The organism is Burkholderia sp. AU33803, assembly GCF_002223095.1.
Taxonomy (GTDB): Bacteria; Pseudomonadota; Gammaproteobacteria; order Burkholderiales; family Burkholderiaceae; genus Burkholderia.
The window spans coordinates 1-20,923 of the sequence record NZ_NKFJ01000005.1 but is presented as its reverse complement, the minus strand read 5'-3'; the positions used below and the strand labels follow the sequence as shown (position 1 = coordinate 20,923).

Annotated in this window: 21 protein-coding genes; 13 read left to right on the top strand and 8 right to left on the bottom strand. The window is 64.0% G+C overall.

Going from position 1 to position 20,923, the window contains the following annotated elements; genetic code table 11:
• Nucleotides 1-12: 12 nt before the first annotated feature.
• The 10 genes from nuoL (at nucleotide 13) to CFB41_RS11830 (ending at nucleotide 10,259) form a co-directional block, all read left to right on the top strand.
• On the top strand, nucleotides 13-2,067 hold the full coding sequence (gene nuoL, locus CFB41_RS11880) for an NADH-quinone oxidoreductase subunit L (RefSeq protein ID WP_039370608.1): 2,055 nt from the start codon (nucleotides 13-15) through the stop codon (nucleotides 2,065-2,067).
• A 16-nt stretch (nucleotides 2,068-2,083) separates the two neighbouring features.
• Nucleotides 2,084-3,574 (top strand): NADH-quinone oxidoreductase subunit M, encoded by a 1,491-nt coding sequence (locus tag CFB41_RS11875; RefSeq protein ID WP_021162817.1) that lies wholly within the window; start codon nucleotides 2,084-2,086, stop codon nucleotides 3,572-3,574.
• A gap of 39 nt (nucleotides 3,575-3,613) precedes the next feature.
• Nucleotides 3,614-5,068 (top strand): NADH-quinone oxidoreductase subunit NuoN, encoded by a 1,455-nt coding sequence (gene nuoN, locus CFB41_RS11870; protein ID WP_039370611.1) that lies wholly within the window; start codon nucleotides 3,614-3,616, stop codon nucleotides 5,066-5,068.
• Nucleotides 5,068-5,364 carry a DUF2818 family protein gene (locus CFB41_RS11865; RefSeq protein WP_046544751.1) on the top strand — a complete coding sequence of 99 codons (297 nt, stop codon included), beginning with the start codon at nucleotides 5,068-5,070 and terminating at the stop codon, nucleotides 5,362-5,364. The genes nuoN and CFB41_RS11865 overlap by 1 nt, the downstream gene beginning before the upstream one ends.
• A 321-nt stretch (nucleotides 5,365-5,685) precedes the next feature.
• Nucleotides 5,686-6,276, top strand: a complete 591-nt coding sequence (locus tag CFB41_RS11855) for an NUDIX domain-containing protein (RefSeq protein WP_069248464.1) — start codon at nucleotides 5,686-5,688, stop codon at nucleotides 6,274-6,276.
• A gap of 136 nt (nucleotides 6,277-6,412) precedes the next feature.
• Nucleotides 6,413-6,835: a DUF1178 family protein gene (locus CFB41_RS11850; RefSeq protein ID WP_046544753.1), complete on the top strand. Its 423-nt coding sequence runs from the start codon at nucleotides 6,413-6,415 to the stop codon at nucleotides 6,833-6,835.
• A gap of 102 nt (nucleotides 6,836-6,937) precedes the next feature.
• A complete protein-coding gene (locus tag CFB41_RS11845) occupies nucleotides 6,938-8,134 on the top strand; it encodes an acyl-CoA dehydrogenase family protein (protein WP_089456639.1) in 1,197 nt (398 codons plus the stop codon).
• Between the two features lie 19 nt (nucleotides 8,135-8,153).
• Nucleotides 8,154-9,287, top strand: a complete 1,134-nt coding sequence (locus tag CFB41_RS11840; protein ID WP_089456638.1) for an acyl-CoA dehydrogenase family protein — start codon at nucleotides 8,154-8,156, stop codon at nucleotides 9,285-9,287.
• 37 nt (nucleotides 9,288-9,324) lie between these two features.
• The gene (locus CFB41_RS11835) at nucleotides 9,325-9,786 is read left to right on the top strand and encodes a MaoC family dehydratase (protein WP_089440660.1); all 462 of its coding nucleotides are present in this window, start codon (nucleotides 9,325-9,327) and stop codon (nucleotides 9,784-9,786) included.
• Nucleotides 9,783-10,259 carry a MaoC family dehydratase gene (locus CFB41_RS11830; protein WP_039370625.1) on the top strand — a complete coding sequence of 159 codons (477 nt, stop codon included), beginning with the start codon at nucleotides 9,783-9,785 and terminating at the stop codon, nucleotides 10,257-10,259. The genes CFB41_RS11835 and CFB41_RS11830 overlap by 4 nt, the downstream gene beginning before the upstream one ends.
• Nucleotides 10,260-10,306: 47 nt before the next feature.
• Here CFB41_RS11830 and CFB41_RS11825 read toward each other — a convergent pair whose 3' ends face one another.
• Nucleotides 10,307-10,999, bottom strand: coding sequence for a glutathione binding-like protein (locus CFB41_RS11825; protein WP_089456637.1), 693 nt, complete (start codon nucleotides 10,997-10,999; stop codon nucleotides 10,307-10,309).
• A gap of 242 nt (nucleotides 11,000-11,241) precedes the next feature.
• Nucleotides 11,242-12,033: an oxepin-CoA hydrolase, alternative type gene (locus CFB41_RS11820; RefSeq protein ID WP_069248459.1), complete on the bottom strand. Its 792-nt coding sequence runs from the start codon at nucleotides 12,031-12,033 to the stop codon at nucleotides 11,242-11,244.
• A 202-nt stretch (nucleotides 12,034-12,235) separates the two neighbouring features.
• On the opposite strand from CFB41_RS11820, the gene CFB41_RS11815 reads away from it, so the two are divergent.
• The gene (locus CFB41_RS11815) at nucleotides 12,236-12,892 is read left to right on the top strand and encodes a glutathione S-transferase (RefSeq protein ID WP_089456636.1); all 657 of its coding nucleotides are present in this window, start codon (nucleotides 12,236-12,238) and stop codon (nucleotides 12,890-12,892) included.
• A 42-nt stretch (nucleotides 12,893-12,934) separates the two neighbouring features.
• On the opposite strand, the gene CFB41_RS11810 is transcribed toward CFB41_RS11815, so the two are convergent.
• Both CFB41_RS11810 and CFB41_RS11805 read right to left on the bottom strand, forming a co-directional pair.
• A complete protein-coding gene (locus tag CFB41_RS11810) occupies nucleotides 12,935-14,107 on the bottom strand; it encodes a pyridoxal phosphate-dependent aminotransferase (protein ID WP_089456635.1) in 1,173 nt (390 codons plus the stop codon).
• Between the two features lie 35 nt (nucleotides 14,108-14,142).
• Nucleotides 14,143-14,640 (bottom strand): putative toxin-antitoxin system toxin component, PIN family, encoded by a 498-nt coding sequence (locus CFB41_RS11805; protein WP_089440656.1) that lies wholly within the window; start codon nucleotides 14,638-14,640, stop codon nucleotides 14,143-14,145.
• Nucleotides 14,641-14,697: 57 nt separating this feature from the next.
• Here CFB41_RS11805 and yaaA point away from each other — a divergent pair, with 57 nt between their 5' ends.
• Together yaaA and CFB41_RS11795 are read left to right on the top strand one after the other, a co-directional pair.
• Nucleotides 14,698-15,480, top strand: coding sequence for a peroxide stress protein YaaA (yaaA, locus tag CFB41_RS11800; RefSeq protein WP_089456634.1), 783 nt, complete (start codon nucleotides 14,698-14,700; stop codon nucleotides 15,478-15,480).
• An 88-nt stretch (nucleotides 15,481-15,568) separates the two neighbouring features.
• Entirely contained in the window at nucleotides 15,569-16,723 is a 1,155-nt protein-coding gene (locus tag CFB41_RS11795; protein WP_089456633.1) for a M14-type cytosolic carboxypeptidase, read from the top strand.
• An 81-nt stretch (nucleotides 16,724-16,804) separates the two neighbouring features.
• On the opposite strand, the gene CFB41_RS11790 is transcribed toward CFB41_RS11795, so the two are convergent.
• The 4 genes from CFB41_RS11790 to CFB41_RS11770 all read right to left on the bottom strand — a co-directional run bounded on the left by CFB41_RS11790 (nucleotide 16,805) and on the right by CFB41_RS11770 (nucleotide 20,613).
• On the bottom strand, nucleotides 16,805-17,458 hold the full coding sequence (locus CFB41_RS11790; RefSeq protein ID WP_089440653.1) for a BspC domain-containing protein: 654 nt from the start codon (nucleotides 17,456-17,458) through the stop codon (nucleotides 16,805-16,807).
• A gap of 138 nt (nucleotides 17,459-17,596) precedes the next feature.
• Entirely contained in the window at nucleotides 17,597-18,271 is a 675-nt protein-coding gene (locus CFB41_RS11780) for an energy-coupling factor ABC transporter permease (protein ID WP_072440675.1), read from the bottom strand.
• Between the two features lie 75 nt (nucleotides 18,272-18,346).
• Nucleotides 18,347-19,183: a response regulator transcription factor gene (locus CFB41_RS11775; protein WP_089440651.1), complete on the bottom strand. Its 837-nt coding sequence runs from the start codon at nucleotides 19,181-19,183 to the stop codon at nucleotides 18,347-18,349.
• Between the two features lie 212 nt (nucleotides 19,184-19,395).
• A complete protein-coding gene (locus CFB41_RS11770) occupies nucleotides 19,396-20,613 on the bottom strand; it encodes a DUF2863 family protein (protein ID WP_089456631.1) in 1,218 nt (405 codons plus the stop codon).
• Nucleotides 20,614-20,923 lie beyond the last annotated feature (310 nt).

Below are 20,923 nucleotides of genomic sequence, written 5' to 3'. Positions count from 1 at the left end.
GGCAACGCTGTTATGTCAACGACACTCAATGAAAACCTGCTGCTGGCGATTCCGCTCGCTCCGCTGGCCGGCTCGCTGATTGCGGGGCTGTTCGGGAACGCAGTCGGGCGCAAGGGCGCACACCGGATCACGATCCTCGGCGTAATGATCGCGTTCCTCCTGTCGGCGAAAGTCTTCTTCGACGTGATGGGCGGCGCAAGCTTCAACGCGACCGTCTACGAATGGATGAACGTCGGCTCGCTGAAGCTCGAAGTCGGCTTCCTCGTCGATTCGCTGACCGCGATGATGATGGTCGTCGTGACCTTCGTCTCGCTGATGGTGCACGTGTACACGATCGGCTACATGGCGGAAGAAGACGGCTACCAGCGCTTCTTCTCGTACATCTCGCTGTTCACGTTCTCGATGCTGATGCTCGTGATGAGCAACAACTTCCTGCAGCTGTTCTTCGGCTGGGAAGCGGTGGGTCTGGTGTCGTACCTGCTGATCGGCTTCTACTTCACGCGTGAGAGCGCGATCTACGCGAACATGAAGGCGTTCCTCGTGAACCGCGTGGGCGACTTCGGCTTCCTGCTCGGCATCGGCCTGCTGCTCGCATTCGCCGGCTCGATGAACTACGGCGAAGTGTTCGCGAAGCGCGCGGAACTCGCGAGCCTGCACTTCCCGGGCACCGACTGGGGCCTGCTGACCGTTGCCTGTATCTGCCTGTTCATCGGCGCGATGGGCAAGTCGGCACAGTTCCCGCTGCACGTGTGGCTGCCGGACTCGATGGAAGGCCCGACCCCGATCTCGGCGCTGATTCACGCGGCGACGATGGTGACCGCCGGCATCTTCATGGTGTCGCGCATGTCGCCGCTGTTCGAGCTGTCGGATACCGCGCTGTCGTTCATCACGGTGATCGGCGCGATCACGGCGCTCTTCATGGGCTTCCTCGGCATCGTCCAGAACGACATCAAGCGCGTGGTCGCGTACTCGACGCTGTCGCAGCTCGGCTACATGACCGTCGCGCTCGGCGTGTCCGCTTACCCGGTCGCCGTGTTCCACCTGATGACGCACGCGTTCTTCAAGGCGCTGCTGTTCCTCGGCGCAGGCTCGGTCATCATGGGCATGCACCACGACCAGGACATGCGCAACATGGGTGGCCTGCGCAAGTACATGCCGATCACGTGGATCACGTCGCTCGTCGGTTCGCTCGCGCTGATCGGCACGCCGTTCTTCTCGGGCTTCTACTCGAAGGACTCGATCATCGACGCGGTGAAGCTGTCGCACCTGCCGGGTTCGGGCTTCGCGTACTTCGCGGTTGTCGCGAGCGTGTTCGTCACGGCGCTGTACTCGTTCCGCATGTACTTCCTGGTATTCCACGGCGAAGAGCGCTTCCGCAAGCCGAAGCATCCGGAATCGCCGATGGGCATGGCGGCCGCACACGGCCACGACGACCACGGCCATGGCCACGGTCATGACGACCACGCGCACGAACCGCACGAGACCCCGTGGGTCGTGTGGGTGCCGCTGGTCCTGCTGGCGATCCCGTCGGTCATCATCGGTGCGATCGCGATCAGCCCGATGCTGTTCGGCGACTTCTTCCAGCACGGCGTCGCATTCGACAAGGTGATCTTCATCGGCGAAAACCATCCGGCCCTGGCCGAGATGGCCGAGGAGTTCCACGGCTGGGTGGGCATGGGCCTGCACTCGGTGTCGGGCTTGCCGGTCTGGCTCGCGCTCGCCGGTGTCGTTGTCGCGTGGTTCCTGTACCTGAAGCGTCCGGAACTGCCGGCGTCGATCCGCCGCGCGTTCGGCCCGATCTACACGCTGCTGGACAACAAGTACTACATGGACAAGATCAACGAAGTGGTGTTCGCCCGTGGTTCGGTGGCGATCGGCCGCGGCCTGTGGAAGGAAGGTGACGTCGTGGTGATCGACGGCCTCGTCAACGGCAGCGCCCGGTTCATCGGCTGGTTCGCCGGCGTGATCCGCTTCCTCCAATCCGGTTACATCTATCACTACGCGTTCGCCATGATCATCGGCATGCTGGGGCTCCTGACCCTGTTTGTAACGCTCGGCGGCAAATAAGGCGGGGGACAACTTAATGCACGCTTTTCCGATTCTCAGTACCGCGATCTGGCTGCCGATCGTTTTCGGCCTCCTCGTGCTTGCGGTGGGTAACGACAAAAATCCGGGGACGGCCCGCTGGATCGCGCTGATCGGTTCGCTGCTCGGCCTGGCGGTCACGATCCCGCTGATCACGGGCTTCGACTCGAGCACGGCTGCGCTGCAGTTCGTCGAGAAGTCGACCTGGATCGAACGCTTCGACATCGCGTATCACCTCGGCGTCGACGGCATCTCGATGTGGTTCGTCGTGCTGACCGCGCTGATCACGGTGATCGTCGTGATCGCCGCATGGGAAGTGATCACCGAGAACGTCGCGCAGTACCTCGCGGCGTTCCTGATCCTGTCCGGGATCATGATCGGCGTCTTCTCGGCGGCCGACGGCCTGCTGTTCTACGTGTTCTTCGAAGCGACCCTGATCCCGATGTACATCATCATCGGCGTGTGGGGTGGCCCGAACCGCGTGTATGCGGCATTCAAGTTCTTCCTGTACACGCTGGCCGGCTCGCTGCTGATGCTGGTCGCGCTGATCTACCTGTACACGGAAACGCATTCGTTCGACCTCGCGACGTGGCAGAACGCCAAGATCGCGATGACGCCGCAGATACTGTTGTTCATTGCGTTCTTCCTCGCGTTCGCGGTGAAGGTGCCGATGTGGCCGGTGCACACCTGGCTGCCGGATGCGCACGTGGAAGCGCCGACGGGCGGCTCGGTCGTGCTGGCTGCGATCATGCTGAAGCTCGGCGCATACGGTTTCCTGCGCTTCTCGCTGCCGATCACGCCTGACGCGAGCCACTTCCTGGCACCCGTCGTGATCACGCTGTCGTTGATCGCGGTGATCTACATCGGCCTCGTCGCGATGGTGCAGGCCGACATGAAGAAGCTGGTCGCGTATTCGTCGATCGCGCACATGGGCTTCGTCACGCTCGGCTTCTTCATCTTCAACCAGCTCGGCGTCGAAGGCGCGATCATCCAGATGATCTCGCACGGCTTCGTGTCGGGCGCGATGTTCCTCTGCATCGGCGTGCTGTACGACCGCGTGCACTCGCGCCAGATCGCCGATTACGGTGGCGTCGTCAACGTGATGCCGAAGTTCGCGGCCTTCGCGATGCTGTTCTCGATGGCCAACTGCGGCCTGCCGGGCACGTCGGGTTTCGTCGGCGAGTTCATGGTGATTCTCGCGGCCGTCCAGTACAACTTCTGGATCGCATTCGGCGCGGCATTCACGCTGATCCTCGGTGCTGCCTACACGCTGTGGATGTACAAGCGCGTGTACTTCGGCGCGGTCGCGAACGATCACGTTGCCAAGCTGAAGGACATCGGCCGTCGCGAATTCCTGATGCTGGCCGTGCTTGCCGCGTTCACGCTGCTGATGGGCCTGTATCCGAAGCCTTTCACCGACGTGATGCACGTTTCCGTGGAAAACCTCCTCTCCCACGTCGCGCAGTCGAAGCTGCCGCTGGCCCAGTAATCGCGAGCGGAGGAACTCAAGATCATGCAAAACGCCCCTATGAATGTTCTGTTGCCTGACGCGCTGGTGCTGGCCGCCATCGTCGTCGCATGGCTGAACGACACCTTTACCGGCGCCTCCGGCCGCCGCCTGACTTATCTGATCGCGGTCGTCTCGTCGGTCGTCGCCGGCGTGTGGTTCGCGGTGCAGGCACTCGACCCGCAGCAGTACTACTTCTTCTCGAAGATGGTCGTCGTCGACTCGTTCGCGAGCATGATGAAGGCTGTCGTGTCGTTCGGTTTCGCGGTCTCGCTCGTCTATTCGCGCAAGTACCTCGAAGACCGCGACATGTTCCGCGGCGACGTGTTCCTGCTCGGCATGTTCTCGCTGCTCGGTCAGCTGGTCATGGTGTCGGGCAACAACTTCCTGACGCTGTACCTCGGTCTCGAACTGATGTCGCTGTCGCTGTACGCCGTCATCGCGCTGCGCCGCGATGCCGCACAGTCGAGCGAAGCCGCGATGAAGTACTACGTGCTGGGCGCGCTCGCATCGGGCTTCGTGCTGTACGGCATCTCGATGCTGTACGGTGCGACCGGCTCGCTCGAGCTGGGCGAGGTGTACAAGGCGGTCGGCGGCAACACCGACGCAGCCGTGCTGATGTTCGGCGTGGTTTTCATCGTCGCCGGTATCGCGTTCAAGCTCGGCGCCGTGCCGTTCCACATGTGGGTGCCGGACGTCTACCAGGGCGCACCGACCGCGATGACGCTGTTCGTCGGCGGCGGCCCGAAGGTTGCCGCGTTCGCGTGGGGCCTGCGCTTCCTGGTGATGGGCCTGCTGCCGCTCGCACAGAACTGGCAGACCGCGCTCGTGATCCTGGCCGCACTGTCGCTGATCGTCGGCAACATCACGGGTATCGTCCAGCGCAACATCAAGCGGATGCTTGCGTACTCGGCGATCTCGAACATGGGCTTCGTGCTGCTCGGCCTGCTCGCGGGCATCGTGAAGGGCGACGCAACGGCACCGGCGAACGCATACAGCTCGGCGATGTTCTACGCGATCGTCTACCTGATCACGACGCTCGGCTCGTTCGGCGTGGTGATGCTGCTCGCACGCCGCGATTTCGAAGCCGAAACGATCGACGACTTCAAGGGCCTCAACAAGCGCAGCCCGGTGTTCGCGTTCGTGATGATGGTCATGATGTTCTCGCTGGCAGGCATTCCGCCGACCGTCGGCTTCTACGCGAAGCTCGCCGTGCTCGAGGCGACCGTCAACGCAGGCCTCACGTGGCTGGCCGTGCTGGCCGTGATCACGTCGCTGTTCGGCGCGTTCTACTACCTGCGCATCGTGAAGCTGATGTACTTCGATGCACCGCAGGATACGACGCCGATTTCGGGCGATTTCTGCAAGCGCACGATCCTGGTGCTGAACGGCCTCGCGGTCGTCGCGCTCGGCCTGATCCCGAGCCCGCTGCTGACGGCCTGCCTGCAGGCAATTCGTCACACGCTGCCGCTGTAATGTCGGCAGCCGGCTGGTTTATCGTGCTGTTGGCGCTCGTCTGCGCCAACCTGCCGTTCCTGAACCAACGCCTCTTCGCCGTCGTGCCGTTCGGCACGGCGAAGAAGAGCGGATGGGTGCGGATCGGCGAGCTGATCGTGCTGTACTTCATCGTTGGCGCGCTCGGCTTCTGGCTCGAGTCGCGCGCCGGCAACCGCTTCGAACAGGGCTGGCAGTTCTACGCGATCACGTTCAGTCTTTTCGTCGTGTTCGCGTTTCCCGGCTTCACGTTCCAGTATCTCGTCAAACGACGCTGACAAGGGCCTGTCCGCGCTAATAACAAGCTTGCGAACGCGCCTTACCGGCCGTAATGCAAGGAGTGAGGAGCGCCGTTTGGCCGCGCCAAACAAGCGACGATCGACGCCGCAGTACGGCCGGTAAGGCGCGTTCCCCTGATTGGAAAAATGCTGTATTGGGGCTGGCCGCCAGAAGGGCCGATCGCTGCGTCATGCTCCTCGCGAATACGTCGAGTATTCGCTTCGTCGCATTCCTTGCGCTCGGCCCTTCTGGCGGCCAGCGCAAGCTTGTTATTAGCGCGGACAGGCCCTTGGCCGTCGCGCTCAATTTTGGAGCCGCCGATGGCCGAACTACCCAATCACGACGCCGCACTGACCGAAACCTGCCTCGAAAGCGAGGCGATCTTCGACGGCGCGTTCCTCAAGCTCAAGCGCGATACCGTCCGTCTGCCGGATGGCAAGAAGGCCACGCGCGAATACGTCCAGCATCCGGGCGCGGTGATGGTGATCCCGCTGTTCGACGACGGCCGCGTGCTGATGGAAAGCCAGTATCGCTACCCGATCGGCAAGGTGATGGCCGAATTCCCGGCCGGCAAGCTCGATCCGAACGAAGGCGCGCTCGCATGCGCGGTGCGCGAACTGCGTGAAGAAACCGGCTACACGGCACGCGAGTACGTGTTCCTGGCCCGGATTCACCCGATCATTTCCTATTCGACCGAATTCATCGACCTGTACCTGGCGCGCGGGCTGACGGCCGGCGAGCGCAAGCTCGATGAAGGCGAATTCCTCGAGACCTTCACTGCGACGCAGGCCGACCTGCAGGAATGGGTGCGCACGGGCCAGATCTCCGACGTGAAGACGATCATCGGCACGATGTGGCTCGACAAGGTGCTGTCCGGCACGTGGCCGCTCGGGCCGGTCCTGACGCCCTGAGTGCGGCGTCAGCGGCGGGTGGGGCGCCGCGTTACAATCCGGTGACGCGGCGCCGCCGCGTCGCGCGACCGATATTTAGCACGACCGTTCACAAAACCGCTTTTTGCGCTACACTCGCCACACGCCCTGATTCAGCATGAAGGTCCTCGATTTACAGTGCCCGCACGGTCATCGGTTCGAAGGCTGGTTCGCTTCCGCCGATGAATTCGAAGCGCAGTTGTCCCGCAAGCTGGTTGAATGTCCGGTGTGCGGAACGACCGAGGTCAACCGTCTGCCGTCGGCGCCGCGCCTGAACCTGTCGGGCGCGACGCAGGCCCAGCCGGTCGATTCGCGTGCACTGCAGGCGCAGGTAATGCGTGCGCTGCGCGAGGTGCTGGAGAAAACCGAGAATGTGGGCGAGCGCTTCGCTGAGGAAGCGCGGCGCATCCATTACAACGAGGCGCCGGCACGCAGCATTCGTGGCGTCACGACGCCCGAAGATGCGCAATCCTTGGCCGAAGAAGGCATCGACGTGATGCCGCTGCCGATTCCTGCCGCGCTCAAAGAACCGCTGCAATGACATTGCAGTGAGTCCTTGCCGGGCCGGACGGCTGCGGACAGCCTTGCATGGGACCGGACTAACCGCTGAAGCGCTAACTCCGGTCGACAGGAGACACTGCGCATGGATCTGGATTACTCCCCCTCGGACGACGCGTTCCGCGTCGACGTCCGCGCCTGGCTCGAGGCCAACCTGCCTCACGCACTGCGCGTCAAAGTACTCGATCACAAACGACTCGATCGCGAGGATTTCGCGAGCTGGCACCGGATTCTCGGCCAGCGCGGCTGGTCTGCGCCCGCGTGGCCGGTCGAATATGGCGGCCCGGGCTGGAACGCGACGCAACGACACATCTGGGAAGAGGAGTGCGCGCGGATCGGTGCGCCGACCGTGCTGCCGTTCGGCGTATCGATGGTCGCGCCGGTGCTGATGAAATACGGCAGCGAAGCGCAGAAACGTCATTATCTGCCGCGCATTCTCGATGGCACCGACTGGTGGTGCCAGGGCTATTCGGAGCCGGGTTCGGGATCCGACCTCGCATCGTTGCGCACGCGCGCGGAGCGCCAGGGCGACCACTACGTCGTCAATGGCCAGAAGACCTGGACGACGCTCGGCCAGTACGCCGACATGATGTTCTGCCTCGTGCGCACCGATCCGGCCGCGAAGAAACAGGAGGGCATCTCGTTCCTGCTGATCGACATGAAGACGCCCGGCATCACGGTGCGCCCGATCGTCATGCTCGACGAGGACCACGAGGTCAACGAGGTGTTCTTCGAGGACGTGAAGGTGCCGGTCGAGAATCTCGTCGGCGACGAGAACCGCGGCTGGACCTACGCGAAATACCTGCTTGGCCATGAGCGCACCGGCATCGCGCGCGTCGGCGGGTCGAAGCGCGAGCTCGCGTTCCTGAAGCGTGTGGCGTCGAACCAGCGCAAGAACGGCAAGCCGTTGCTCGCCGATCCCGTGTTCGCCGCGAAGGTCGCGGCGCTCGAGGTCGAGCTGATGGCGCTGGAGGTGACGGTGCTGCGCGTCGTCAGCCGCGAGACGAGCGGCAAGGGGCCCGGCCCCGAGGCGTCGATGCTGAAGATCAAGGGCACGGAAGTGCAGCAGGCGCTCACCGAGCTGATGGTCGATGCGATCGGCCCGCTCGCCGCACCGTTCGACGTACCGTTCCTCGACGGCCAGCGCGAGCACAGCATCGCGGGCGACGACGATGCGGCACCCCTTGCCGCGTACTACTTCAATTACCGGAAGACGTCGATCTACGGCGGCTCGAACGAGATCCAGAAGAACATCATCGCGCAGATGATTCTGGGGCTGTGATCAGGGAACGGAGACAACCATGGATTTCAGCTTTACCGATGAGCAGCAGCAGTTTGCCGATGCGCTGCGCCGTTATCTCGGCGAGCAATACGGCTTCGAAGCACGTCAGGCAATCGTGCGCAGCGATGCTGGCGTGTCGGACACGCAATGGAGCGCGTTCGCCGAGCTGGGGTTGACCGCGCTGCCCGTGCCGGACGCGCAGGGTGGCTTCGGCGGCGGCCCGGTCGACATGCTGGTCGTGATGCAGGAACTCGGCCGTGCGCTCGTGATCGAGCCGTACTGGGCAACGGCGGTGGGCGTCGAGGCCTTGCGCATTGCCGGTTCCGGCGCGGGTGAGGATGCGGCGCTGCTGGAAGCCGTCGCGCAGGGGCAAAAGCGCGTGGCAGTCGCGTTCCACGAACCGCATGCGCGCTACGACCTGTTCGAACTCGACACGCATGCGCGCGAGCAGGGCGGCACGTACCGGCTGACCGGCACGAAGTCGGTCGTTCAGCATGGCGCACAGGCGGATGCGTGGATCGTGCCCGCACGCGTCGATGGTGGCGGCATCGGCCTCTTCGTCGTCGAACGGGATGCCGCGAACGCGAAGGTGGTCGACTACCGGACGATCGACGGCCAGCGTGCCGCGACGATCGGGTTCAATGAAACGCCGGCGCGATTGCTGACGGGTGGAGCGCGCGACGCTGCGGCCCTCGAGCAGGTTGCCGATTACGCGACGTTCCTGCTGTGCGCGGAAGCGGTCGGCGTGCTCGACGAACTGAATCGCGCGACGGTCGAATACACGAAGACGCGCGAACAGTTCGGCGTGCCGATCGCGCGCTTCCAGGCGCTGCAGCACCGGATGGTCGACATGCTGATCCATGCCGAACAGGCGCGTTCGCTGACCTACCTGGCAGCTGTACGCTACGCGAGCGGCGATGCCGATGCGCGGCGCAAGGCCGTGTCGGCCGCGAAAGCGCGTGTCGGCGCCGCCGCGCGCTTCGTCGGCCAGCAGGCCGTCCAGCTGCACGGCGGCATGGGCGTGACCAACGAGGTCGCCGCCGCGCACTTGTTCAAGCGGCTGACGATCATCGAGACGACGCTCGGCGACACCGATCATCATCTTGCCCGCATCGCGGCGCTGCCCGATTTCGCGCAGACCGACGCAGCATGACGGCGACGCGCGAGCGCACCAGACAAGGAGACACCGAGTGGGCATCAGTTATGAAGACCTGGTGGTCGGCAGTACCACCGAAGTGGGCCGTTACACGTTCGAAGCGGACGACATCAAGGCGTTCGCACAACGCTATGACCCGCAGCCGTTCCACCTCGACGAAGAAGCCGGAAAAGCATCGCATTTCGGCGGACTCGTCGCGAGCGGATGGCATACGTGTTCGGTGTTCATGAGCCTGCTCATCAAGAAGCTCGGGTCGGACTCGACGAGCATGGGCTCGCCGGGCATCGATTCGATCCGCTGGCTCAAGCCGGTGCGCGCCGGCGACACGATCACGATGTACCAGAAGGTTCATGACAAACGCGTATCGGAGAGCAAGCCCGATCGCGGCATCGTGTCGACGGAATGGGTCGGCGTGAACGGCGCCGGCGAGACGGTGATCACCGTGCATACCAAGGTGATCTTCGGGCTGCGCCATCCGGGAGGTACGCAGGCATGACCGACGTGACCTTGCCGCTGATCGCGTCGGCGCAGGCGCTGCAGGCGCGAGTCGGCGCGGAGCCGCTCGCGAGCGGCTGGATCGCGATCGACCAGCGTCGTGTCGATGGCTTTGCCGATGCGACCGGCGATCATCAATGGATTCACGTCGATCCCGAACGCGCGCGGCGCGAGTCGCCATTCGGCGGCCCGATCGCGCACGGGTTCCTGACGCTGTCGCTGATTCCGGCGTTGATGGCCGATGCGATGCGTTTCGAGCAGAAGATGGGGGTGAACTACGGGCTGAACCGCGTGCGGTTCCTGAAGCCGGTGCCGGTCGGTGCGCGTGTGCGTGCGCTGTTTGCGGTAAAGGAAACCGCCGAGGCCGCGCGGGACGGTGTGCAGGTGACGTGGTCGGTGACGATGCAGGTCGAGCGTCCCGATGTGCCGCTGCCCGTCTGCGCGGCGGAATTCATCACGCTGCATTACTTCTGAAGCGGGGAGCGGCATGCACGGATGCCGCTCCGCCCGTCACATGCGTGTCAGTGCTTCGCGTATTGCGTCGCACCGAACAGCACCTCGCGTGCCTTGTCGTCCTGCAGCGCCTTGCGCATCGACGCGAGCACTTCGACACCGCGTTGCACGGCCGGTCGCGCGGCGATCGCCTCGCGCCAGCGTTTCACGTTCGGCAATTCGTCGAGCACGATGCCCTGGTTCTGCCACGAGCGCGTCCACGGGAACGTCGCAATGTCCGCGATCGTGTACGCGTCGCCTGCGAGATATTCGGATTCGCCGAGGCGCTTGTCCATCACGTTGTACAGGCGTTTTGCCTCGTTCGTGTAGCGGTTGACCGCATACTCGATCTTCTCCGGCGCATACAGGCGGAAGTGGTGCGCCTGCCCGAGCATCGGGCCGACGCCGCCCATCTGGAACATCAGCCATTCGAGCGTCGCGTAGCGTGCGGCCGGATCGGTCGGCAGGAACTTGCCGGTCTTCTCCGCGAGGTAGACCAGGATCGCACCCGATTCGAACAGCGAGATCGGCTGGCCGCCGGGGCCGTCCGGATCGACGATCGCGGGGATCTTGTTGTTCGGGCTGATCTTCAGGAATGCCGGCTTGAACTGGTCGCCCGCACCGATATCGACCGGAAGGGCACGATAGGCGAGGCCCGTTTCCTCGAGCATGATGTGCACCTTGTGGCCGTTCGGGGTCGCCCAGCTATAGACGTCGATCATCGTGAACTCCTTTGTTGCATGCGGAAACGGCGCAGGCAGCGCCGCGACAGGCGGTCATTAGAGCATGGATCGATGCGGGCTGCTGGCGACGGGAACGTGCGTGCAGATGCGTGTGCTTGCATGTTGCGCTAAGTGGCGCCGGGGGCGATTGCGTGTCGTCCCGAGTCGTCGAGATGGCGGCGTCGCCGTGCCGCATCGGGTCGATGCGGTGGCAACAGGTCAATTCGAAAGCGCACGACCGCTCAGCGCTTGTAGCGGGGCGGGCGTTTCTCGAGAAATGCGGTGATGCCTTCGAGCCCGTCCGCATGATGCAGCGATGCGACGAAATGATCGCGCTCCGTGGCGAGATGCGCGTCGAGCGGTTGCGTCGTCGCGTCGTCGAGAAGCGACTTGATGCGCGTGAGTGCGTTCGGCGAGATGCCGGCGAGCGCGTCGGCCCATGCCAGGGCATCGGTCAGTGCCGCGCCGGGCACGGCGAGCCGGTTGACGACGCCGAGCGTGTGCAGACGTTCGGCTGCAACAGGCTTGCCTTCGAACAGGATCTCGGCCGCGATCGCACGCGGCAGCGCGCGGGCGATGAACCACGAACCGCCTCCATCGGGCGTCAGGCCGACACGCGCATACGACATCACGAACTTCGCATCGTGCGCGGCGACGATCAGGTCGCACGCGAGCGCGAGCGAGAAGCCCGCGCCGGCCGCGGCGCCTTCCACCGCTGCGATCACCGGCTTCGTCGAGGCGTGGATCGCCGTGACCCAGGCGGCGAGCTGATCGATGCTGTCGGCCTGGTAGGACGGATCCTTCGAGCGGTTGTCGAGCAGCCGGTTCAGATTGCCGCCCGCGCAGAAGAAGCGATCGGCGCCGGTGAGCACGACCGCGCGAATCCCGGGATCCCGTTCGGCTGTGGCAAGCGCTTCGATGCCGGCCGCGTACATGTCGGGATGCAGCGCATTGCGCGCGCCGGGGTTGGATAGCGTGAGGACGAGCGTCGATTCGCTCTCGGGCGGACGCGAGGCCAGCAGTTCAGCACTCATGCGAGCGTGTCTCCATCGGATGGCGGGGCTGCGGCAGCGGACACCCAGCGCGTGCTGATGCGGACGCTGTCGTAGCGGATGTATTGTTGTCGTGACGGACGCAAAACTTGCTTTAGACTAGCACGATCGTGCTTTTCAGCGCGATGAATCCCGATGCGGCCGATATCGATGCGGCCGCGCTTCAGCAAGGAAGGAGACCCCGATGCTACAGCTGTGCGGTATTCCGTTGTCCAACTATTACAACAAGGTGAAGTTCGTCTTGCTCGAGCACGACATTCCGTTCGAGGAGTCGGTATGCGGATTGCCGGTCAGCGATCCGGCACAGCTCGCCGATTCGCCGCTCGGCAAGATTCCCTTTCTGAAGACCGAAGAAGGCGCGCTGTTCGAGTCGCAAGTGATCATCGAGTACCTGGCGGCGCGCTATCCCGAAAAAGGCATTTTCCCGGCGAGCCCGTTCGCGGCCGCGAAGGTGCGCGAACTCATCGAGACGCTCGAACTGTATCTCGAGTGGATGGCGCGTGAGGTCTACACCGAAGCGTTTTTTGGCGGCAAGGTCAGCGACGGGATGAAGGCGCACGTCGAGAAGCGCCTGCCGCGCGCGATCGATGCATTCAAGCAGATGACGCGGTTTTCGCCGTATGTGCTCGGCGAGTCGTTCGGCCTCGCGGACATCGCCGCGTGGGTTCATCTGCCGGTCATCGGCATGGCGACGAAAGCCGTATTCGGGCGCGATTTCCTGCTCGATGCAGGCATCGACTGGAAGGCGCACGTGAAGAAGGTGGGCGAGCGCCCTGCCGCGCAGCGCGTGGCGGCCGAGCGCAAGGCGTATATCGACGCGACGAGCGTCGCGCGTTCGTAAACGCGGTTCCCGCAGGGCGGCGTGCGGCCGCCCGTGCGGGTCTTACAGGCGGGCGAGCCGTTCGAGCGCGGACGCGAGCGTGCTTTCCTGCTTCGCGAAGCAGAATCGGACGACGCCCGATTCGTGCGGCTCGTGATAGAACGCCGACACTGGAATGGCGGCCACGCCGATCTCCGACGTGAGCCACTTCGAGAATTCCGCTTCCGGCAGGTCGCTGATCGCCGAATAATCGACGCACTGGAAGTACGTGCCCGTGCAGGGCAGCAGCTTGAAGCGGGTGCGCTCGAGACCGGCCCGGAAGAAATCGCGCTTCTTCTGGTAGAAGTCGGCAAGCGTCAGGTACGGCGCCGGGTCGCGCAGGTAGTCGGCGAGCCCGATCTGCATCGGCGTGTTCACCGTGAACACGTTGAACTGGTGGACCTTGCGGAATTCCGCGGTCAGCGCGGCAGGCGCCGCGACATAGCCGACCTTCCAGCCCGTCACGTGATAGGTCTTGCCGAAGCTCGACACGATGAAACTGCGCGCGGCGAGTTCCGGATAGCGCGCGACGCTCTCGTGGCGCGCGCCGTCATAGACCATGTGCTCGTAGACCTCGTCGGACAGGATCAGCACGTTGGTGCCGCGCACGATCTCCTCGAGCTTGTGCATGTCCGACTCGCGCCACACGGTCCCCGTCGGGTTATGTGGCGTGTTGATCAGGATCATGCGCGTTTTCGGCGTGATCGCGGCCGCCAGACGGTCGAACGGGATCGCGTAGTCGGGCGCTTCCAGCGTGACGAACACGGGCTTGCCGCCCGCGAGTTCGATCGACGGCAGGTAGCTGTCGTAGGTCGGTTCGACGACGATCACTTCATCACCCGGATGCACCGTGCACATGATCGCGGTCAGCAACGCCTGCGTCGCGCCGGCCGTCACGGTGATTTCGGTCGCCGGATCGTAACGCCGGCCGTAGACCTGCGCGATCTTGTCCGCGATCGCGTCGCGCAGCGGCGCGACACCGGCCATCGGCGGATACTGGTTGTGCCCGTTGCGCATCGCGGCGGCCACCGCATCGATGATGCGCGGATCGCAGTCGAAATCCGGAAAGCCCTGGCCGAGGTTCACCGCGCCTTTTTCGGCGGCAAGCGCGCTCATGACCGTGAAGATCGTCGTGCCGACGTTCGGCAGGCGCGAGGGGAAAACGGGAGTCGTTGGCATGTCTGAAGGAGCGTTCATCGATACGGTCGAAATCGGGTGGTAAGGCGCGTAGGTCAGGCCGGCGTGGTCGTCGTGTCCGGCGCGGCGTCGAGCGAGCAGGCCTCGGTAAATGGCGCGGGCTGCGCGATCCGGAAGCCGAAGTCGCGTGCGGTGCGCTTCGCGAGCTTCAGCAGCGCGCGGTCTTTCGATACGAGCCACTCGGCCTGCGCGGCGCGGGCGAGTTCGAGAAACTTCTGGTCGTCGCGGTCCTTGCACTTCGGCAGCGGCGGCGCGTCGGCGTCGACGGGCGGCGGCTCGACGAGGCTCGCGAGCCGGGCGACGGTCGCGAGTGCGGCCGCCTTGTCGATGGCGCGCGACTGGAACTGCGGATAGTCGAGCACGTATTCGAGCTCGGTCAGGCAGCGGCCGTCGATCACGGCGGCCAGCGCGCCGCGTTCCAGCGCGGCCCGGATCGGGCGCGTAGCGGGGTCGTCGAATACGAGGATGTCGATCCAGACGTTCGAGTCGAGCACGACGCGGTGCGCGGCGTGCGGGGCGAGAGAGCGGGTCATTCGTTACAATCGGTGGTTTTCGTCTGACCGCAAGGCACGGCGTGCCAGCGAGCCTCTATGATAATCGTTCTCTCTCCAGCCAAATCCCTCGACTACGATACGCCCGCGCACGTCCAGTCTTACACGAAGCCTGCATTCGTCGACGACGCGTCCGAGCTGATCGACGGCCTGCGCAAGCTGTCGCCGCAGGATATCGCAACGCTGATGGATATTTCCGATCCGCTCGCGCGCCTGAATTTCCAGCGCTACGCGGATTGGTCGCGGACCTTTACGCCGGCCAACGCGAAGCAGGCCGTGCTCGCGTTCAACGGCGACGTCTATGAAGGTTTCGACGCGAAATCGCTGTCGTCCGCCGATCTCGACTATGCGCAGCAGCACGTGCGCGTGCTGTCGGGCCTGTACGGGCTGCTGCGTCCGCTCGACCTGCTGCAGCCGTACCGGCTCGAGATGGGCACGCGCTTCGCGAACGCGCGCGGCAAGGATCTGTACGCGTTCTGGGGTGACCGCATCACGCGGGCGCTGAACGAACAGCTCGAAACGCGTAGCGGCGCGGCGCGCGTGCTGGTCAACTGCGCGTCGACCGAATACTTCAAGTCGGTCAAGCCGAAACTGCTGGTCGCACCGGTCATCACGCCGGTGTTCGAGGACTGGAAGGGCGGCCGCTACAAGATCATCAGCTTCCATGCGAAGCGTGCGCGCGGCCTGATGGCGCGTTTTATCGTCGAGAACCGTATCACCGACCCGAAGGCGCTGAAGGATTTCGCGACGGAAGGCTATGCGTTCGATGCGGCCGCGTCGAACGATTCGACTTACGTATATCGCCGGCGAGTCGGCGAGTGACCCTGCCGGCCGTTCACGAGACGGCCGGCGCATGCATGAGGCCGGGCAAGCGCTACACCGCCTGTTCCGGTCGCCCCAGGAGAGACAGATGGCCCTTTCGATCACCAGCAATTTCGACGCAGGCGCAATCGACGTCGTGTCGTGCGACGGCCCCGATGCGATTAGGCTGCGTGTGCGCGGCGACACCCGCTCGGAATTCGCGCAATGGTTTTACTACCGCTTGACGGGCGCGCGCGGCGAGCGCTGCGTGATGACGTTCGAGAATGCTGCCGAATGCGCGTATCCGTCGGGCTGGCGCAATTACAGCGCGGTGGCGAGCTATGACCGGGTCGACTGGTTTCGCGTGCCGACGACGTTCGACGGCAAGACGATGACCATCGACCATACGCCGGAATTCGACAGCATCTACTACGCGTATTTCGAACCGTACTCGGAAGAGCGTCACGCCGCGTTTCTCGGTGCGGTCCAGCAACTGCCGCAGGCGAGCGTCGTCGAACTCGGCCGCACGGTTGAAGGTCGCCCGATGTCGCTGCTGACGCTCGGTACGCCGGAAACCGACGGCGCGCCGAAGAAGAAGGTGTGGATCATCGCGCGCCAGCATCCCGGCGAGTCGATGGCCGAATGGTTCGTCGAAGGCCTCGTCAAGCGGCTGGCCGGATGGGGCGACTGGGCAGGCGACCCGGTCGCGCGCAAGCTGTACGATCGTGCGACGTTCTATATCGTCCCGAACATGAACCCGGACGGGAGCGTGCACGGCAACCTGCGCACCAATGCCGCGGGCGCGAACCTGAACCGCGAGTGGATGGCGCCCGATGCCGAGCGCAGCCCGGAGGTGCTGGCCGTGCGCGATGCAATCCATGCGATCGGCTGCGACATGTTCTTCGACATCCACGGCGACGAGGATCTGCCGTATGTGTTCGTTGCCGGATCCGAGATGCTGCCGAGCTTTACCGAGCAGCAGGGCAAGGAGCAGACCGCGTTCATCGAAGCGTTCAAGGTCGCGAGCCCGGACTTCCAGACTGAGCACGGCTATGCCGCAAGCAAGTACAAGGAGGACGCGCTCAAGCTCGCGTCGAAGTACATCGGCCATCAGTTCGGCTGTCTGTCGCTGACGCTCGAGATGCCGTTCAAGGACAACGCGAACCTGCCCGACGAACGCGTCGGCTGGAACGGCGAGCGAAGCGCGGCGCTCGGCGCGGCGATGCTGGCGGCGATCCTGGTGCACGTCGACACGTTTGCGTAAGCGTAGCGTCGCCGTATGAAAAAGCCGGGGCATCTCAGGATGCCCCGGCTTTTTTACTTCTGTGGATGTCGCTTCGGCGGATCAGGACTTCTTCGCGGTCTTCTTCACGACTTTTTTCTGGCCGCTCGACTTTTTCGTGCCGACGGCCTTCTTGCTGCCGGTACGGCCCGATGCCTTTGCCTTGCCCTTGCCTCGGTGCGACTTGCCCTTGAATTTCTTCGTCGAGGACGAGGAACGCTCGACGCGCGGCTTAAGCGGCGGAACCGGGTCGTTCCAGCTGAACGCGAGCATCTGCTGACCGACATAGCCGCATCGGAATTTCAGCGGCGTCGGGTCGCTGCCGTCGCTATGGACGCCGAGGCCGTCGACCGTGACGATATTGTCGACCTTCACGCGCTGCTTGCCCTGGTCGAACGAGTCATTCCATGGCGTGATAGTCGCGTTGCCGCTGTCGAATGCGTTCGGCGCGAAGTCGACGCGGTCGAAGGCCGACGACGTGCTGGCGATGAAACTGCCGTGCGCTGCACAATCGGCGGCGAGCGGATCGGCATGCATTTCGTTGACGAATTTGTTGATCAGTTCGGAGCGCTGGTCGAGCAGATCGGCGAATGCCGGTGTCGGAAGCGCAAGCGACAGGCCCGCAATGCAGGCTGCCAGCTTGCCGAGCGCCCGGAAAATCCGGAGCGACGCAGGAGAGCTGTCCATCTGGTTATTGGTGAGGAGCGAATGAGACATCGGGCACGTATAGATGCCCGATGAAGAACCGGAGTTCAATCTTAGCGTAAAAAAGTTGTGCGGCAGTAGATGTCGCATTCTGCCGTACTGAGCGAGGAGGGGCGGCGCGTGATGACGGCGCCGTTGCCGGAGGGCAATTCAGGCGCGCGGGCCGCCGAGACGATAGCGCCGGACGTCGAAGGTCGTGACCCACGCGGGACGATAGACAGCGATGAGTGCGGTTGCCATGCCGGTGAACCATGCTTCGCCAAGCGCGAGAAGCGCGGTGTTCAGCAAATAGCCGGCCGGAATCACGACGGGAACGCCATCCGCGAGCGCGAGCTGGACCCCGGCAGCGGCAGCGGCGACCGCGATGATCGCGATGGCGGGCGACAGGAATCCCTGGCCGGTAATGAACGACGCGAGATTGTGCGGCAACCATGCGAGTGCGGCGCGCTGCAGCAATGCCGACACGGCGACCGGCAGCGCGCCGTAGATCAGATAGGTCAGGCCAATGCCCTGCCAGGGCGCATCGAAGATGATCGCGGCGACCGCCGTGACAGCGCCCATCGCGATCAGTGCGAGTGTCCAGTCGAATAGCGTGACGAGCAGCGTCGCGCCAAGCAGATGCATGACGATGCCATCGTCGAGCCACGCATTCGAGGCCCAGAGGACCGCAATGGCGGTGACGAGCGCGAGCCACACGTGCTGGAGCGTGGCGTCCTGCAGGCGCACGAAGGGACGATTCCAGATCGCGAGCGCGAGCAGAGCCACGGCGGCGATCCAGCCACCGATGCCAACCCAGAGCGGAAGCGGTGTGAAAAGAAAACCCATGCGTCCATATTACTCGTTGAGCATCAAAGGTGGGAATCCGCACACACCGACCGTCGCAATATCGAGACTGTTTGGCTAGCGTTCGCGCCGGAACCGCGCCGGCGGCTCGGCGGCGATCGGCAGGTCCTGCGCGCTATCGATCGAGGCCGGCAACGGGTACGGGCGGTTACTCCGTTGCGTACGCAGCGGAACCGGGCCCTGTTCGCCGATGGGCGGCTTGCGCGCACGACTGCGATTCGCCAACAGCACCTCGAGGTGGGGCGACAGCCAGCCGTTGTAGATGGCGACCGCGGCGGCCCGGTTGGCGGCACCAAGTTGCTGGAAGATGCTGGCGAGGTGGATCTTGACGGTGCCTTCGCTGATGCCGAGTGTGCGAGCGATCATCTTGTTGGTGCTGCCCATGTGGACGAAGCGCATGATCTGCGCTTGCCGCGGCGACAGGAGGCCGCTTGGCGGCCGCCGGGGAAGCGATCCGGCGAGCGTCTGGAAATGGGCATCGTAGCGCGCCGCAGCAGTGGAAGGCAGCAGGCGCAGGGCGATCGGCGGAATGTAGTGTCCGCCCAGCAGCACGATCTCGAGCGCACGCACGATCAGGTGTGGCCGCGTGGAATGCGGGATCACGCCGGCGACACCGTAGTTGAAGAAGCGCTGGATGGCCTCTGGCGATGTTTCGTCGACGAGCACGGCGACCGGTGTCGGCGAGCACGCGCTGCACAGCGCCTGAAGCTCGCTGAGCCGTCCGACGTCGAGCCAGTCGATCGCGACCAGGTCGAAACGCTGGTTGCGCAGTAGCCGGCGCGCCTGAAAACTGTCGGGCACATCGTTGATGCCGGCGTGACGGTCGATCTGTCGCAACAGGGCCTTCAGTCCGTCACGCCGCTCGGCGTCTGAATTGAGCATCAGGAACCGCATATTCAACCTCCGTAATGTGAGCCATTGATCTGCCGTCTGGCATGCCTTGGGTCTGATAATGACAAAGACCTTACACGATGTCTGCTTGGCTGAAAGGCTTAGGAAAAGTATGAAATTTCGGGCGGCGGGAGGACAGACAAGTAAAAAGCCGCTCCGGCGGGAACCGTGAGCGGCTTCAGGCGGGCAGGCCGTCGGGCCTGCTGTGCTGCGGATTAGTGGAAGTGAGGCTGGGCGGGGGACGCGTCTTCCGGCATTTCCGCGTGGACGATTTCACCGAGCGGATCTGCATAGAGCGGCACGCCGCAGTCATCGCAATATTCGGGTTCGAAGCGGCCCGCGTGCCGCCGGACGTCGGTTACGCCGCATTCCTTCAGCAGACTCACGATTTCCTCGACCGGTCCTTCGATCGGCGCTTCGCCTTCGAGCGTCGCACTGTCGATCGACAAGTCGCCGTTTTCGCGCCCGTAGAGCGGCCATACGACGCCGTAGATTACGTCGTTGCTGGCACGCCGCGTGAAGCCGACACGGTACTCGTCGATACGGCGCTCGCCGAAGCCGGCGACCACCGCGCGCAGCTCTTGCGGTGCCGCACCAAGTGTGTCGAATAGATAACGAATGGCCGTTCGGACCGTATGTGGACGGATACGTTCGTCCGCATCCCGGCAGGCCGAATAGTACGCGTCCGGAAGCAGGCATTCGAATTCGCAGCCGGGCAGCGCGATCGACAGGTTCGGGCCGCCTTGGGCCGTCCATTGCTCGAGGCACTGGCTGCGTTCGATCCGGCTGCCGTTTTCTTCTTCCTGCCAGCGGAACAGCGGAGCGCCGGCGGGGGCCGCAACGACGGCGAGCAGGAAGCGCGGGTCGGCGAGGATCGGCGAGGTTTCGGGCAGGTCGCCGAAGCTGAGCTTGGGCGTATGCTGGCTGATCGCCCCATGCGCGAGCTGCTGGGCGAGCCGGTAGGTCTCGACGTGGTGTCGCGGCAACTGGTCGATGCTATAGAGGAACGGGGCGAGCCCGACGAGGGTGCCGTTCGCAAGGACGTGCGCCTGCAGGTGCGTTCGAAGTGCGTCGGCAACGTCGCCCTTGAGCGGGCCCGACGGAATCATGTAGCGCGTCCATGCGAGCACCGGGACGGCGACCAGCAGCGCATCGAACGGTTGGCCGTCGTGCTCGATCACCATCGACTCACTGTGCGTCTCGGCCATGTCGGCGAGCGCGCCATAGGCGTCGGGATGATTTTGCTGCAGATGGTCGAGCGCTGCGTCGAGCGTGGTCTGGTTGCCGTTGCGGACAATCTTGGCGAGCAGCGCGTCGAGCTTCGCTTCCCAGAAGCGGTCCTCGATGCGGCTGCCCGAGGCGAAGAGCGCAAGCGACAGGCCGACCAGTTTGTCGGCATCGGGGGGGAGGCGTTTGGCGATTCGCTGGCGCATATTAAAGACGTATATAGAAAGAGGCGAAGAGCCTCACATTCTAGTCCGTTCTTTGCACCATAAGCGGTCTCGTGCCGACACATGGCCGGCTGGCCAAATTGCAGCTTTTGTAAAAAAGTTGCTTCAAACCCCTTGCGCGAATGTCGCGAGCTACCTACAATCACGCCTCTTTCGCGCTAACGGAAACGCGGCGCGGGAGAAGGGAAGCAGGGCGGGTGGTGTGCTGAAGTCTGGAGCGCGCCACTGGCCTGGAAGTTGAGCCCCGCAGTCGCAACGATGTAGTGTAAAAAGTTGTTGACGAATTGCGAAA